Origin of the sequence: Bordetella ansorpii (genome assembly GCF_900078315.1) — a bacterium.
Taxonomy (GTDB): domain Bacteria; phylum Pseudomonadota; class Gammaproteobacteria; order Burkholderiales; family Burkholderiaceae_B; genus Bordetella; species Bordetella ansorpii.
Map to the genome: position 1 here is coordinate 1 of NZ_FKBS01000017.1, position 14,807 is coordinate 14,807.

Below are 14,807 nucleotides of genomic sequence, written 5' to 3' on the forward strand. Positions count from 1 at the left end.
CGAGGCGGCGGTCTGCTCCAGCGAAGCGGCCTGCTGCTCGGTGCGGCTGGACAGGTCGGTATTGCCCGCCGAGATTTCCTGCGAACCCACGTTGATCTCGTCCACGCCGCGGCGCACGATGCCCACCGTGCGCGTCAGGCTTTCCTGCATGCGCTTGAGCGCGGCAAACAACTGGCCGATTTCGTTGTTGCTGCGCATCTCGACCCGCGTGGCCAGATCGCCCGCGGCAATGCGGTCGAACTGGATGCCGGCTTCCTTCAGCGGACGCAACACGCGGCCGCGCAGGAAAAGGTAGGTCATGAAGACCAGCACCGCTGCCACGAAGGCGCCCAGCGCGACGGCGCCCAGGATGTATTGGTAGCGGGTCTCGGCCATGCCGTAGGCCTCGTCCAACTGCGCGGACCGCCAGGTATCGAAAGCATCGATCGAGCGCTGGAACCGCGCCTGCGGCGCATCGATCGCGCCTTCCACCTGCTTGCTGTAGCCGGCCAGATCGCCCTTCTGGAGCAGCGCCGCCATGGGAGCGATGCTTTGCGTCAAGGCGCGATAGGACTGCTCGAATTCATTCAGGACCGCCTCGGCGGCCTCGGTCTTGGGCAAAGCCTGATAACGCTCGAACTCGGCCTGCGCACGCTTGAGTCCGTCCTGGGCGCGCTGCGCCATGGCGGCGGCCGGGCCAGCGCCGCCCGACGGCAGCGACGGGGCGATGGCCGCGGGAACGGCCACCGGCGCGGGCGCGGCCGGCGGGGCCGCCCCGTCGACGGCGGGAATGGCCACCTGGGCGGCAAACGCCGCCGTGGCCGCGTTGGCCGCGTCGATGGCCGTCTTGGTCTGTGCGACCTGGGCCGCCTGGGCGGTTTCCAGCGCCTGCACCGTCAAGCCGTACTGGGCGACGGCGCCACGGCTCAGGGCGATCACGGCCTCTTTGGTACTGTCGACCACGCGGCCCATGGCGCCGTCGATGTCCTCGGTACGCTTGAGCGATGCCGTGGTCTCATTGCCCAGGTGCAGGGAGAAGACCCCCAGCACCGCGCCGATGACCAGCAGAAAGGAGAAAAAGCCCAGCACGCCCAACAGGCTGCTGCGGATGGACAGGTTTGCCAAGATATTGCGCATGATGTTTATCAATCCCGGACCGCGGTTGCTGCCATGCGCCGGGCGCGGGGTTCAAGCCGCCCCGTCCCTGCGCTGATGGGCTCAGGAAGCCACTTTCTCGACCAACGCCATTTCGTCGCTGGTCATCAGACGTTCGATGTCGACGAGAATCAGCATGCGCTCGTCCACCGTACCCAGGCCGGTCAGGTACTCGGTCGACAGCGTGGCGCCGAACTCGGGCGCCGGACGGATCTGGCCGGCATTCAGCATCAGCACGTCCGACACGCCATCGACCACGATGCCGACCACGCGGCGATCGAGGTTCAGGATGATGACGACGGTCTGCTCGTTGTATTCGACGCGACCCAGGTTGAACTTGATGCGCAGGTCGACGATCGGAACGATGATGCCGCGCAGGTTCGTCACCCCCTTGATGAAGGGCGGCACGTTGGCGATGCGCGTGACCGCGTTCGCATCGTAGCCGCGGATTTCCTGCACCTTCAGGATGTCGATCCCGTACTCTTCTTCGCCCAGCGTGAACACCAGGAATTCGCTACCCTGATCTTCGACGCGCGTCGCCTGGGTTTGCGGTTTGGCTGCCATGGTCTTGCTCCCTCAGTTCAGGATGGCTTCGGGCTGGGCCCATTTCTCGCGATTGGCCCGCGCCAGTGCGAATACATCGACGATCAGCGCCACGCTGCCGTCGCCAAGAATAGTGGCCGCCGAGATGCCCGGCACCTTGCGGTAATTGGCTTCGAGGTTCTTCACCACGACCTGGTGCTGGCCGACCAGATGGTCCACCAGCAGCGCGAAGCGGCGATCCTCGGCGGTCATGATGACGGCGATGGCCTGGGTGGGATCGGCCTGTGCGGCGCCCACGGAGAACACGCGGTGCATCTCGACCAGCGGCAGGTACTCGCCGCGCACGTGCATCACGCGCTCGTTGCCCGCCACCGTGTACAGTTGGTCTTCCGTCGGCTGCAGCGATTCGGTCACGTGGTTCAGCGGCAGGATGAAGGTCTCTTCGCCCACCCGCACCGACATGCCGTCGAGGATGGCCAGCGTCAGCGGCAGCACGATGCGCGTGGTGGTGCCCTTGCCCGTCTCGCTGGACAACTGCACGTGGCCGCCCATGTCCTGGATGTTGCGGCGCACGACGTCCATGCCCACGCCTCGGCCGGAAATGTCGGTAATCTGCTCGGCGGTGGAGAAACCCGGCGCGAAGATCAGTTGCCAGACTTCATCGTCGGGCATGTTCTCGTTCACGGCCATGCCCTGCGACAGCGCCTTCTTCAGGATGCGCTCGCGGTTCAGGCCGCCACCGTCGTCGCTGACCTCGATGACGATGTTGCCGCCGTTGTGCTGGGCCGACAGCACCAGTTGGCCCGTGGGCTCCTTGCCGGCGGCGACGCGCTTCTCGGGCGTTTCGATGCCGTGGTCCAGGCTGTTACGCACCAGATGGGTCAGCGGATCGATGATGCGTTCGATCAGGCTCTTGTCCAGTTCGGTGGCGCGGCCGTAGGTCTGCAGCTCGATCTGCTTGCCCATCTTGCCGGCGATGTCGCGCACCAGGCGGGGGAAGCGGCTGAAAACATAATCCATCGGCATCATGCGGATGGACATCACGGATTCCTGCAGGTCGCGCGCGTTGCGCTCGAGCTGTTCCATGCCGTTGAGCAGCCGGTCGTGCAGCACCGGATCCAGCGACGAGGCCTGCTGCGCCAGCATGGCCTGCGTGATGACCAGTTCGCCCACCAGGTTGATGATCTGGTCGACCTTCTCGACCCCCACGCGGATGGAGGTGGATTCCTTGTCGGCGTGCTGTGCGGCCGGGGCGCGCGCGGCACGCGCCGGCGCCGCGGCGGCGGGCGCGGCCGCCTCGGCAGCAGGGGCAACGGGCGCGGCGGGCGCGAAGCTGGCAGCGGCCTGCTCGAATTGCTCGAGCACACCGGCGTCGGCCGCGGCCGGGGCGGCTTGCGCCGGCGCGGCCTCGTGCGAGACTTCGAGCTGATCGGAATCGATGATGAAGCAGCAGACGGCTTCGATGTCGGCCGCCGAGCAGGTCGTCTGCACCCACACGGTCAGCGCGCCGCCGCTGTGGTCGCTGGCCAGCACGTTGCCCAGGTTGCCCATCTCCTCGAGCAGCGAGGCGGCATCCTTGTCGGACACCTTGCTGATGCGCACCCTGGTGGGCAGATCGCCGGCGGACTGCTGCACGGGTTCGGCCGCAACTGGCTCGGGAGCCGGCGCGGCCACGGGTGCGGGAGCGGGCGGCACGACCGCGGCGGGAGCCGCCGCCGGTTGCGCCGGCGCGGCGGCGTGACCGTCTTCAAGGGCCAGTTGCCGCAACACGGCGCAGATACGCTCGAATACGGCCTCGTCGGGTTCCTCGGACGACCGGTAGGCGTCCAACTGGCTCTTCAGCACGTCCTTCGTCTCCAGGAAAGTATCTACCATGTCGACGCGCAGCGCCATCTCACCCCGCCGGATGGCATCCAGCAGGTTTTCGAGCAGGTGGGTGGTTCCGGCCAGCTTCTGAAAGCAGCCGAAGGTCGCCGCGCCACCCTTGATGGAGTGGGCGGCACGAAAAATCGCATTCAGCTGTTCGATGTCGGGCGCTTGCACGTCCAGCTCGAGCAGCAGTTGCTCCATTTGGGCCAGCAGTTCGTCCGCTTCATCGAAGAAGGTTTCGTAGAACTGACTGAGGTCCAGGCCAGAACTCATGACAGGTGTTTACCTTATGTGAACCTGATCAATCCTGCGGCGTCTCGCCCAGCAGTTCCGCGGCCAACTCGACCAGCACCTGCGGGTCGAGCGGCTTGTTCAGCCATCCGCTGACGCCCAATTCGCGGGCGGCGGACTTGCTGATGTCGTCTTCTTCGGTGGTCAGCACGAGCACCGGAGTATGTTGATACTGAGGCTGCTCGCGCAGGCCCCGGATCAGGCCCAGGCCGCCCATGACAGGCATGTTCCAGTCGCTGACCACCAAGTCCACCTGGCTGGTCTGCGCCAGCGCCAGGGCTTCCTGGCCGTCTTTGGCCGCCAGCACCTGCCACCCGGCCTGCGACAGCACCGTCTTGACGATCATGCGCATGGTCGTCGAATCGTCGGCCACCAGAATCGTGGATGTCATTGTTCTTCCTATTGCTTCGCCGGCGTGTCCGCGCCGGATTGCGGAGTCAGCGCCTGCCCGACCTGCTGAGCGCTACCGGCAGTGACGTCGGCGGCGGCCGCATTCTCGGACTCGAGGCGGCGCTGGGTGGCCTCGTTCAGTACCACCAAGCTGATGCGGCGGTTAACGGCAGCGTAGGGGTCATCCTTAACCAGGCTCATGCTGGAAGCCAGCCCCTGTATGCGAATGACCTTGCCTTCGTTCATGCCGCCCGCCACCAGTTCCTGGCGCGACGCATTGGCGCGGTCGGCGGAGAGCTCCCAGTTGCTGTAGGCGCGCTCGCCGCGGGCGTACTGCGTGGCGTCGGTATGGCCCGCGATGCTGACCTTGTTGGGCAGTTCGTTCAGCACGGGCCCCAGCTCGCGCAGGATGTCACGCATGTACGGCTTGACCTCGGCGCTGCCGGTGGCGAACATGGGCCGGTTCTGGCTGTCGACGATCTGCACGCGCAGCCCTTCGGTCGTGATGTCGATCAGTAGCTGCGGACGGAACTTCTGCAGCACCGGGCTGCTTTCGATGACGTTCTCCAGCCGCTGGCGCAGACGCTCCAGGCGATGCCGGTCGCGGCGCTCGGCATCGGCGTTGATGACCTGTGCCTGCGTGCGCGTGCCTTGCGCGCGGCGGATCTCGCCCTCGTCGCGCAGGGTGTCGGGGCCACCGCCCGGAATCGCGCTGCGCTCGGCCGAATTCTTCGGGCCACCGGCGATCGCCACGCTCAGGGGCATCCTGAAGTAGTCGGCGATGCCCTTCAACTCTTCGCGCGGCACGATGCTGATCAGCCACATGACCAGGAAGAAAGCCATCAGCGCGGTGATGAAGTCGGCGTAGGCGATCTTCCAGCTGCCGCCGTGATGCGCTTCCCCGTGCGATTTCTTGCGCCGGATGACGACGCGGTGATTATTGACGGTGCTCATGGCGGCGTGTCTTTATTCAGGCTGATCAGGCACGGCCCGGAGCGGCCTTGGCCTGGCGCACGTGCTCTTCGAGTTCGCTGAACGTGGGACGCACGGCGGAGAACAGCACCTTGCGGCCGAATTCGACGGCCAATTGCGGCGGATAACCATTCATGCTGGCCAGCAGCGTGACCTTGATGCACTCCAGCACCTTGATGGACTCGGCGGTGCGGCGCTCGATCTGCGAGGCCAGCGGACCGACGAAGCCATACGAAAGCAGAATGCCCAGGAACGTACCGACCATCGCCTTGGAGATCAGGTCGCCCAGGATGGCGGGAGGCTGGTCGACGGCGGCCAGCGCCTTGATCACGCCCAGCACCGCGGCCACGATACCGAATGCCGGCAGGCCGTCGGCCACGGCGCGCAACGCATGTATCGGCACTTCCTGCTCGTGGCGGTAGGTATCGATTTCCTCGTCCATCAGCGTTTCGATCTCGAACGAGCTCATGTTGCCGCTTATCATGATGCGCAGATAGTCGGTGATGAATTCCATCAACTTCTCGTCGCGCGCGATGCCGGGATACTCGCTGAAGATCGGGCTGGAGGCCGGGTCCTCGATGTGCGATTCGATCGCCATCAGGCCTTCGCGCCGCGCCTTGTTCAGCAACACGTACAGCAGCGCCATGAGCTCCATGTACACCTGCTTGCTGTACGGCGACCCCTTCAGGGCCTTGGGCAGCGATTCCTTGACCAGCACCAGCGACTTCTTGCTGTTGCCGGCCACGAAAGCGCCGAGCGCCGCGCCCGCGATCAGCACGACCTCGAACGGCTGGTACAGCGCGCCGAGGTGGCCACCCATGGCCACGAAGCTGCCGACCACGGAGCCGATGACCACCAAATAACCGATAACAATCAACACATTAGGCCCCTGCCAATGTAGTCCGAACAATCCCGCCGTAATGATCGCCCGCCCCGCCCTCGGCAAAAGCGAGGGTTACGGGGGGTTTTTCGGGCTTCTTGGCGTGTTTGCGCACCCTTAAGGAATTCAGGAGCGTGCCGTATCCAGGCTGGCCTTGACGGCGGCGCCACGCGCCTTGGCGGCACGGGTCTTGCCTGCGCGAGGAGGCGGACGGCAGATCGCGCAAACGAAATCGGACTGCGGGTCGTGGGCATGGGCGATGAAATGTCCGCCGCACTGCCTGCAGGCCGACAATTGCAACATGCCGCTATCGAAGAAGCGCACCAGCATCCAGGCGCGGGTGAAGCTGAGCACTGGCTCGTCGACCGGCGCGCCATCGACCCGGGCGTGCTCGAGGTACAGGCGATAGGCGTCGATGACGGCCCGGATGCCCTTGCTGGAGGTACGCGTATTGAGGAAAGAAAAGACGTTGTAGAACAACGAGGAATGGATGTTCGGCAGCCAGGTCATGAACCAGTCGACCGAAAAGGGCAGCATGCCCTTGGGAGGCGAACAACCGCGGATTTCACGGTAAAGCCTGGCCAGGCGATCATGGCTGAGGCTCGTTTCGGCCTCCAGGACCTGCAGGCGGGCCCCCAGCGTAATCATTGCGCTGGCCAGCAGAATTTCGTCCGCTTCCTGCGAAACACTCTTGATTGGCATGGCAGGCGGCCGTCAGGCCAGTTCTTCGACAGGCTGCTTGGCCAGCAGGATGCTGGCGTGCGCCTGCTGCAACGCGCCACCCAGCACGTCCTGCGTCAACGCCGACAGCAGGCTGTAGTCGTCGAAACGGAAACGGCAAAGCACGGAACTGGAACTGGCCAGCTTGACCAACTGGGCCGGCGACAGGCGCAGCAGGATGTCGGCGACCTCGGCGCTGAAGCCCAGGCGGAACATCGAGGCGGCGTGGTCATCACGCAACATGCGCTGGGCCAGCAAAAGATATGACAGATTGACTTCCCGTATATCGGCAAGCAACGAACTATCGGCTGTTTTCACTTAACTCTCCGAGACCATCGGTGTGGCTGACTTGGGCCCCGCCCCCGCTGACTGATGCGGGCCCCGTCCTAATCTATGCGAAATGTGTCATTTCATCGCAAATTGGATTCAATTTACCACGCGATTCGTCAGTTTTTATGACAGTCATGTCAAAAGTTTGAGATAAACAGGCCGACGTGTGAACATCGAAACACTAACGTTACATGCATTACGCCACAACATCGGCAAAGCCGTAAACAAGTGCTCAAAAAGTTGCGTCCTTGTCCGAATGAATCGTCGCATTTCTCCGACAATCTGGTCGAAAGAGACAACCACGCGACCGGCTGTGCAGCGACACGGCCTGTAGTTCGTGTGCAACGCCATGCGCCGCGCACCACGAGCATCCGCAGACAGACACCGAATGCTTAACGCCGAAGACAGCCTGGTTCAATACGCTCCATTGGTCCGCAAGCTGGCCCTGCAGCTGCTTGCGCGCCTGCCGGCCAGCGTGCAGCTCGACGACCTGGTCCAGGCCGGCATGATCGGGCTGCTGGACGCCGTCCGCCGGTACCAGGAAAATCCCGATGCGCAGTTCGAGACGTACGCCACGGCCCGCATTCGCGGCGCCATGCTGGACGAACTGCGCAGCCAGGATTGGCTGCCCCGCAGCGTGCGCAGCAAGAGCCGCCGCATCGAGACCGCCATCCAGCGGCAGGAGCAGATCCTGATGCGCCCGCCCAGCGAGACCGAAGTCGCCGCCGAACTGGGCGTGCCGCTTACCGAATACCGCGACATGCTGGCCGATGCCCAGGGCATCCAGATCCTGCACTATGAAGATTTCGGCCGTGAGGGCGAAGGCGACGGCCAATGGCACGACGCCCCCGCCAGCGACCAGGCCACCCCGCTGGACAGCCTGCTGGCTGGCGACCTGCGCCGCGCGCTCATCCAGGCCATCGACGCCCTGCCCGAACGCGAGAAGCTGCTGATGTCGCTGTGCTATGAACAGGGGCTGAACCTGAAAGAGATCGGAGCGGTGCTCAATGTCACCGAGGCGCGCGTTTGCCAGTTGCGGTCGCAGGCCACGGCGCGCATCCGCGCCTATCTGAAGGCTCAGGCCTGGCAGCACCTGCCGTCCGACGTACATCTGGCTCAGGTGGTCTGATCCGGGGCATCCGGGCGGCAGTTACAAACTCCCCATGAAAAATCCTGAATTCCGTGAGCACATGCCCTAAAGCTTGCGATCAACGCGCCGTAACCCAGGCAGCGGGTCAACAAAGATCCGTTTCGCAGGGCGGCCCGAGCTGCCCGGTTTGAAGAAGCCTTTCTCTCTTGGGAGCTATTCATGGCTGCTGTTATCAATACCAATTACCTGTCGCTGGTTGCTCAAAACAACCTGAACAAGTCGCAGTCCGCTCTGGGCTCGGCTATCGAACGCCTGTCGTCGGGCCTGCGCATCAACAGCGCCAAGGACGACGCCGCTGGCCAAGCCATCGCCAACCGCTTCACCGCCAACGTCAAGGGTCTGACCCAAGCCGCCCGTAACGCCAACGACGGCATCTCGCTGGCTCAAACGGCCGAAGGCGCGCTGAACGAAATCAACAACAACCTGCAGCGCATCCGCGAACTGTCGGTTCAAGCCCAGAACGGCACCAACAGCGCCAGCGACATCGACTCGATCCAGTCGGAAGTCAACCAGCGCCTGGAAGAAATCAACCGCGTTGCCGAACAGACCCAGTTCAACGGCATCAAGGTTCTGGACAACGACGCTGAAAAGACCATCAAGATCCAGGTCGGCGCCAACGACGGCGAAACGATCGACATCAAGGTCGCCGCTCAGACCGGCTGGAACAAGCTCACCGCCGCTGCTTCCGGCATTGCGACCGTGCCTGGTGGCGGTACTCGCGCTGTTCAAGTGAAGGGCTTCGACGTCCTGGCAACCGACGTTCTGTCCAGCATCGACGCCGCCCTGAAGGCCGTCGACACGCAGCGTAGCGACCTGGGCGCGATCCAGAACCGCTTCGAATCGACCATCGCCAACCTGAACAACACCGTCACCAACCTGACGGCTGCCCGTTCGCGTATCGAAGATTCGGACTACGCGACCGAAGTGTCGAACATGACCAAGAACCAGATCCTGCAACAGGCCGGCACCTCGGTTCTGGCCCAGGCCAACCAGGTTCCCCAGACCGTTCTGTCGCTGCTGCGTTAATCCACGCATAGCTCAGGTCTCAGCGTCTCCTCGGGGCGCTGACGACACGAAAACCGCCCACCTGCTTGTTGCACTGGGCGGTTTTTCTTTGCGCTCGCCCCACAGACTCACTCAGCGCAGCCGTAGCCATACGCACCACAAAACGCAGCGAAAAGCATCAGCTTTCATAGGCTTACCCAAGGATTGCCAGTCGCTGCTTATTCGTATACTGAGCACCCGCCAGTTTATCCATCACCACTGCCCTTTCGGCTTCGGCTCAACCCATGGCAAAAACCAGCTCCTCCTCCGCCCAAATACTGCAACAATTGCAGACCCGTACCGAACAATCGCCACAGGATTGCAATGCCTGGAAAGCGCTGGGTAGGCACTTGCTCGGAGTAGATGAACTGTCTGCAGCACGTGCTGCAGCCCAGCAGGCAAACAGCCTCGCGTTTAACGACGCTGAGGCCAGGCTGCTGCTTGCTCAGATCGAGTTCAAGGCTGGTTCCGTCATCACGGCGCAACGACTATTCAGGGAAGTGCTGGCCATTCACCCCGATCATGTTGAGGCAATGCAAGGGCTCGCCGCCGCCTTGGCCGACAAAGACAATCCTGAAGAGGCACTGGTTCACTTGGAGGCGGTGCTGGCGAAGCAACCTGATCGGACGTCCGCCCTCGCCCTCAAGTTCAAGTTACTGGCTAAGCTCGGACATTTGACCGAAGCCGTCAAGCAATGTGAAGCCCTGCAAAAAGCTGACCCTGCTAACGCGCTCATGTACTACGTAGACTTGGGCAACTACTACCGCGAGTTGGGAAATTTCAAGAAGGCAGAAGCCTGCTATCGCAAGGCAGCGGAGTCGCCCATACAGCGTACGGTTGCGCTGTCAAACCTGCTGACGCTCGTGCACTACATGCCCGAAAAGAGCGCGGCAGACATCCACCATACCTGCAAAGTCCTAGGTTCTCTCTTCACACCCAACCGGACACCGACACGCCCCTGCCCGGCAGACCAATCACCGCAACGTACTCTTCGGGTGGGCATCTTCTCTGAAGGTTTTTGCCTGCATCCCGTTGGATCGATGACCGTGGCGGCATTTGAACAGTTGAGCACTTACGGGATTGAGGTTTATGCGTACACGACCAATTCCACTGTGGATGCGATCACGGAACGCATGAAAGCACTCGCCCGCAAATGGACGTCTATTAGCCGCCTGGCCGAAGACGAGTTTGCCGATTTGCTGCGGGAGGATGGCATCGACATCCTGATCGATCTCGCTGGACATCACTCCGGCAGCCGTATGCTCACCGTAGCGCTGGAGCCCGCCCCGATCATCATCAAATGGGTTGGCGGACTGATCAACACGACGGGCGTCAAAGCTTTCGACTATCTGATTACCGACAGCGTCGAATCTCCACCGGGCAGCGATTCGATGTACACGGAAAAGCTTATTCGCATGCCGGATGACTACATCTGCTACATGCCGCCGTCCAACGCTCCGGATGTGGGCGAGCTGCCCGCATTGAAGAATGGTTACGTGACCTTCGGTTGCTTCAACAACTCCGTCAAACTCAACGAAGTTGTGTTGGCGCAGTGGGCTCAACTGATGCACGACGTGCCCGGGTCGCACCTATTTCTGAAGAGTCCTCCCCTGCGCAACCCCGAAACGCAGAAAAAAATTCTCGCTTTGATGAGCGGTTACGGTATCAACTCCGATAGGATCCGGCTGGAAGGCCGCTCCAACCACTACGAGTTATTGAATCGTTATAACGAAATAGATATCGCGCTGGATCCCTGGCCATACTCCGGTGGCCTGACTACCTGCGAAGGCATGCTGATGGGCGTACCCGCCGTCACTTTGCCCGGCCCCACGTTTGCTGGCAGGCACTCTGCTACCCACCTGGCAAACGCAGGCATGCCAGAACTCATAGTAGAAAGCTGGGAACAGTATCGTGAACGCGCAGCAGGGCTAGCAGCAAACCTGAATACCCTGAGCACGATACGGACCCATCTGAGGCGTATCCTGATAGAGTCACCGGTCTGCGACGCGCCAAAGTTCGGCCGCCACCTCGCGGATGCCTTGCGCGCGGTCTGGCAACGTTACTGCGAAGACAAACCCCGTGCCGCCATGGCGTTTACTGCGGACGGCCTCCCGTGGTTCGAGGACGAATCGGAACCAACCATCGTCAGGCACCCCGAAATAGAGTCGGACACCTTCGAATTCTCTTTCAAAGGTAGGATCGTCGCGATAGATCACGGTGCCGCCTTGGCTGGCGACGACAAACTCAAGTCACCCCACCTGCGACAGGCGCTGAACGTCATCGCCATTGATCCTGCTAAGGCTATTGAAAATCACGACGCGCTGCTTGCCAGCGGCACATTACGACACTACCAAAGCAACGTGGCTCTAGGCGACGGCAACCCCACGCAATTGCGCGTGTGCCTGGATGCCAAGCTGAACAGCACGCTGGAACCTTTACGGGCACAAGAACAGTTGATATCTTTGCGAAGAGGGGGCGAGGTACTGACGCGCCTGCCCTTGCCAACGACACGCCTTGACGACATTGAAGGCGTGGGCCAAGTGGATCTGCTGGCACTGGACGACAGGCATAACAACCTGCACATCTTGCAGGGCGCCCGCGGCCACTTGCCGAGAACGCTGATCGTCCAGGTACGCGTGCTGTTTTCGGCCATCTACCATGACCAGCCTGACCTCGGTCAATTAACTCAAGAGCTCGCCCAGCACGGCCTACGGCTGCTTCGCCTGAATGACGCCGCGCAGCACAATTATCTTCCCGCGCCACTCGCGTTGCACACCCAATTTCCGGGTTCGCAACTGCTCAATGCCAATGCGGTCTTCGTTCCGACCGATGCGCGCCTACGAGCGATGGATCGGAATCAACGCCAGAAGCTCGCATTCTTACTGCACTATTTATATGGCGCAACGGATCTAGCCCACCTAGTGCTTGGTCTTGATTGCGAAAAGGTGGCGTTGCGGTTCTTGAAATCCGCCGGATGGCTGAGCGAAGCAGCGCAGGTTGCTGTCGAGTTCGAAGCAGTAGCTGATACCGTCCACGTTGCGTTGCGCAATGTGGCGAGCAAAGAAGAAGCTGAGACAATCGTACGCGTAATACGTAGCTTTCCTCAGTGGCGACCGGAACGGCTCGCAGACTTAATAGCACAATGTGAAGCTGTTTTGCTCGAAGATGGCGCAAACAATACGGCGCACTTTACGTTGGTTCATGCGCTAAATGCCCAGCACGCCAAGGCAGTTACCCCACCAGACACTACCGAGGCGACCTCGGAAATGCGGGAACGCCTTAAAGAAATGGGCTGGGAAAACAAGGGGGCGCTGTACGCTTACTGGCTAAAGAAAATCGAACGTGCATCGGCCCGACCATCCGCCCCGATAAGTGCGATTCTCATTGCCAATCGATTCAAGCCTGAGATTATTGAAAACTTAGCGTTGCTTCGAGAACAATGCAGCGACTTGGAAATCGTATTTGTCAACAACGGGGCTCCCAGGTCGGATTTCTCAGCGATCTCTGCCACTGTCGACGTCTGGATTGACCTCAAAGGAAACTCTGGTGCGTACTTGGCCCGTAACATCGGCGCCGTCTTTTCCAGCGCAAAGATCCTGCTGTTTGTGGACGATGATGGACTGCCGGAACCGGACTTCGTCGATGCACACCTGCGCACTCATTCCACCCATCGCCCCATATCTTTGCGAGGCGTGTATCGCCCCAGATCGAAAGATGGAGAAGCCCCCCCGCACTACCATCTTGGAGACGAGATATGCGCTGCGCCCCCCGTTCTTGAGGGCAACGTTTCGTTTGCAAGAGACGCTTTCGTAGCCGTAGGCGGCTGGGGGGACTATATCCTTTTCGGCCACGGCGGCTTCGACGTATCTCATAGATTGAACCAGCACGGATTCTTACTCCAGCGCCAGCTCTACACGCCAAGTTCGATCCTACGCCACGACTATCTGAGAGGCGAAGCTCATGCGACTGAGAAATTCGCCAAGCAGAATGCCTCTTGGCATTTGCTTGATGCTTTGGGTCACGTCAAGTCCCTTGAAGTCTCGCGGCAAGCAATCACCCCGGAAATGCCGGCGGTTCGCCACACGCTTCCTCAACGACTGGTGGTCAGCCTCACGTCCTATCAAAAGCGATTCAGCACGCTGCACGAAACCTTGGAATGCTTGACGAACCAGTCCGTAAAACCAGACCGCATCATCTTGTGGATTTCGTATGAAGATCAGGCCGCACTTCCTGACCGGGTGAGGCTGTACGGACACAGCGGCGTAGAAATAAAGTATTGCAGAGATATTCGTTCTTACAAAAAGATCATTCCAACACTTCGGGAAGAAGGGGCGGCCTTCATTGTCACGGCAGATGACGATGTGGCCTATCCGCGAGATTGGCTGGAGAAACTTGTTCAAGCGTGGCCTAATGACTACCGCACCGTAGTGGCTTGGCGAGCTCACACAATCGTGACAGATCCGGCCAACGGCACACCCCTTCCCTATGCTCAATGGGAGCCGGCGGCCGCCGTAATGAACACCCCTTCAGAGCGGATTTTTCCCACTGGCGTGGGCGGCGTTTTGTATCCTCCTGGGGTATTTCACCAGGACGTTTTCGATGAAGATACATTTCAGCTTCTCTGCCCTGATGCCGACGACGTTTGGTTATACGCAATGTGCCGCCGCAATGGAGCAAAGTTCAAAACCGTTGGCGAGCCTTTCAAGATCAATGCTTGGACGGGAACCCAACAGGAAAGCCTTTGGCATAAAAACCTAGGTCGCAACCAAAACGATAAATGGATTCAATGCATCATTGATCGCTACGGGGTTTTCGACTGCCTTCCTGCAGAACCTCGATCTTCTCGGCCCCCCTTAGCAAATAGCACTTTTGACAGCGCTGCGTACTGGTCTAATCGCTATCGACTGGGCGGGAACTCCGGCTCAGGTTCCTACGGGCGTTTAGCACAATTCAAGGCAGAAGTCCTGAACGCTCTTGTCAAAGAATTCGACGTTGCATCGGTCATTGAATTCGGCTGCGGAGATGGCGCACAGTTGCAGCTTGCCGATTATCCCAAGTATTTAGGGCTCGACATCACCCAGGAAAGCGTGCAACGTTGTCGCTCCTTATTCTCCCAAGATCAGAGCAAAGCGTTCAAGACTGTGGCCGATTACGCGGGCGAGCAGGCCGAACTGGCGCTCTCGCTTGATGTGATCTTTCATCTGATTGAGGACCACGTTTTCGATGCCTACATGCATCGCTTGCTGGGTGCCGCGCAGAGATATGCCATCGTTTACTCATCTAATCACGAGAGCAGCACGCGCAGCGTACACGTCCGGCATAGGAAGTTCGTGGATTGGATAAATAAGTATTATTCCAACGATTTCAAACTGATTCGGCACATCCCCAACCGCTATCCTTTGAGGAATGATCCGGAAAACGAGTCGTTCGCTGACTTCTACATCTTCGAGAAGATCGGACAATTTACGAGTTTTTCTCGATAAG

At 60.7% G+C, this 14,807-nt stretch carries 11 protein-coding genes; 3 read left to right on the plus strand and 8 right to left on the minus strand.

What is annotated here, in order from left to right:
• The 8 genes from A7W11_RS15010 to flhD form a co-directional block, all read right to left on the minus strand.
• Positions 1–1,116 (minus strand): Tar ligand binding domain-containing protein (locus tag A7W11_RS15010; RefSeq protein ID WP_175582040.1); only part of this gene is annotated, 1,116 nt, incomplete at its 3' end.
• A gap of 81 nt (positions 1,117–1,197) precedes the next feature.
• Complete coding sequence (gene cheW, locus A7W11_RS15015) at positions 1,198–1,698, minus strand: chemotaxis protein CheW (protein WP_066414362.1); 501 nt, start codon at positions 1,696–1,698, stop codon at positions 1,198–1,200.
• A gap of 12 nt (positions 1,699–1,710) precedes the next feature.
• A complete protein-coding gene (gene cheA, locus A7W11_RS15020) occupies positions 1,711–3,819 on the minus strand; it encodes a chemotaxis protein CheA (protein WP_066414371.1) in 2,109 nt (702 codons plus the stop codon).
• A gap of 28 nt (positions 3,820–3,847) precedes the next feature.
• Complete coding sequence (locus A7W11_RS15025) at positions 3,848–4,228, minus strand: response regulator (RefSeq protein ID WP_066414378.1); 381 nt, start codon at positions 4,226–4,228, stop codon at positions 3,848–3,850.
• 8 nt (positions 4,229–4,236) lie between these two features.
• On the minus strand, positions 4,237–5,181 hold the full coding sequence (gene motB, locus A7W11_RS15030) for a flagellar motor protein MotB (protein ID WP_066414381.1): 945 nt from the start codon (positions 5,179–5,181) through the stop codon (positions 4,237–4,239).
• 25 nt (positions 5,182–5,206) lie between these two features.
• Positions 5,207–6,079: a flagellar motor stator protein MotA gene (motA, locus tag A7W11_RS15035; RefSeq protein WP_066414391.1), complete on the minus strand. Its 873-nt coding sequence runs from the start codon at positions 6,077–6,079 to the stop codon at positions 5,207–5,209.
• 126 nt (positions 6,080–6,205) lie between these two features.
• Complete coding sequence (flhC, locus tag A7W11_RS15040) at positions 6,206–6,781, minus strand: flagellar transcriptional regulator FlhC (protein ID WP_066414401.1); 576 nt, start codon at positions 6,779–6,781, stop codon at positions 6,206–6,208.
• A 12-nt stretch (positions 6,782–6,793) separates the two neighbouring features.
• Positions 6,794–7,117 (minus strand): flagellar transcriptional regulator FlhD, encoded by a 324-nt coding sequence (gene flhD, locus A7W11_RS15045; protein ID WP_066414404.1) that lies wholly within the window; start codon positions 7,115–7,117, stop codon positions 6,794–6,796.
• A 400-nt stretch (positions 7,118–7,517) separates the two neighbouring features.
• Here flhD and A7W11_RS15050 point away from each other — a divergent pair, with 400 nt between their 5' ends.
• The 3 genes from A7W11_RS15050 (at position 7,518) to A7W11_RS15060 (ending at position 14,806) form a co-directional block, all read left to right on the plus strand.
• A complete protein-coding gene (locus A7W11_RS15050) occupies positions 7,518–8,258 on the plus strand; it encodes an RNA polymerase sigma factor FliA (protein WP_066414406.1) in 741 nt (246 codons plus the stop codon).
• Positions 8,259–8,438: 180 nt separating this feature from the next.
• Entirely contained in the window at positions 8,439–9,305 is an 867-nt protein-coding gene (locus A7W11_RS15055) for a flagellin N-terminal helical domain-containing protein (protein ID WP_066414408.1), read from the plus strand.
• A 263-nt stretch (positions 9,306–9,568) separates the two neighbouring features.
• The gene (locus A7W11_RS15060; RefSeq protein ID WP_082887264.1) at positions 9,569–14,806 is read left to right on the plus strand and encodes an O-linked N-acetylglucosamine transferase family protein; all 5,238 of its coding nucleotides are present in this window, start codon (positions 9,569–9,571) and stop codon (positions 14,804–14,806) included.
• Position 14,807 lies beyond the last annotated feature (1 nt).

Bases quoted from the DNA above. Each gene is read 5' to 3' on its own strand.
- cheA (WP_066414371.1), bottom strand. From the start codon at position 3,819: ATGAGTTCTGGCCTGGACCTCAGTCAGTTCTACGAAACCTTCTTCGAT.
- A7W11_RS15060 (WP_082887264.1), top strand. From the start codon at position 9,569: ATGGCAAAAACCAGCTCCTCCTCCGCCCAAATACTGCAACAATTGCAG.
- A7W11_RS15055 (WP_066414408.1), top strand. From the start codon at position 8,439: ATGGCTGCTGTTATCAATACCAATTACCTGTCGCTGGTTGCTCAAAAC.
- motB (WP_066414381.1), bottom strand. From the start codon at position 5,181: ATGAGCACCGTCAATAATCACCGCGTCGTCATCCGGCGCAAGAAATCG.
- A7W11_RS15050 (WP_066414406.1), top strand. From the start codon at position 7,518: ATGCTTAACGCCGAAGACAGCCTGGTTCAATACGCTCCATTGGTCCGC.
- A7W11_RS15025 (WP_066414378.1), bottom strand. From the start codon at position 4,228: ATGACATCCACGATTCTGGTGGCCGACGATTCGACGACCATGCGCATG.
- flhC (WP_066414401.1), bottom strand. From the start codon at position 6,781: ATGCCAATCAAGAGTGTTTCGCAGGAAGCGGACGAAATTCTGCTGGCC.
- cheW (WP_066414362.1), bottom strand. From the start codon at position 1,698: ATGGCAGCCAAACCGCAAACCCAGGCGACGCGCGTCGAAGATCAGGGT.